The sequence below is a fragment of the Lactobacillus sp. UMNPBX6 genome, from assembly GCF_002553975.1.
In the GTDB taxonomy this organism is placed as follows: domain Bacteria; phylum Bacillota; class Bacilli; order Lactobacillales; family Lactobacillaceae; genus Lactobacillus; species Lactobacillus gallinarum.
The window spans coordinates 1-252 of record NZ_PCZD01000148.1; the positions used below are offsets into that span (position 1 = coordinate 1).

Genomic DNA, 252 nt, shown 5'->3' on the forward strand with positions numbered 1-252 from the left:
GAGCGCACGCCTGATAAGCGTGAGGTCGATGGTTCAAGTCCATTTAGGCCCATTGACATAACGGCAAAAAAGCGCTAAAGTTATGTCTGGCTGAAAAAAGAAAAGACCTTGGGGGCTTAGCTCAGTTGGGAGAGCACCTGCTTTGCACGCAGGAGGTCATCGGTTCGAACCCGTTAGCCTCCATTGATCCGAAAGGATCAAAGAGCTAGTACATTGAAAACTGAATATAATCCAAGCAAAAAACCGAGACAA

The 252-nt window shown here is 46.8% G+C and carries 1 tRNA gene; it reads left to right on the top strand.

Going from position 1 to position 252, the window contains the following annotated elements:
* The first annotated feature begins 110 nt into the window (after window positions 1-110).
* Window positions 111-183 (top strand) — tRNA-Ala (locus CP357_RS10060).
* The last annotated feature ends 69 nt before the right edge of the window (window positions 184-252 follow it).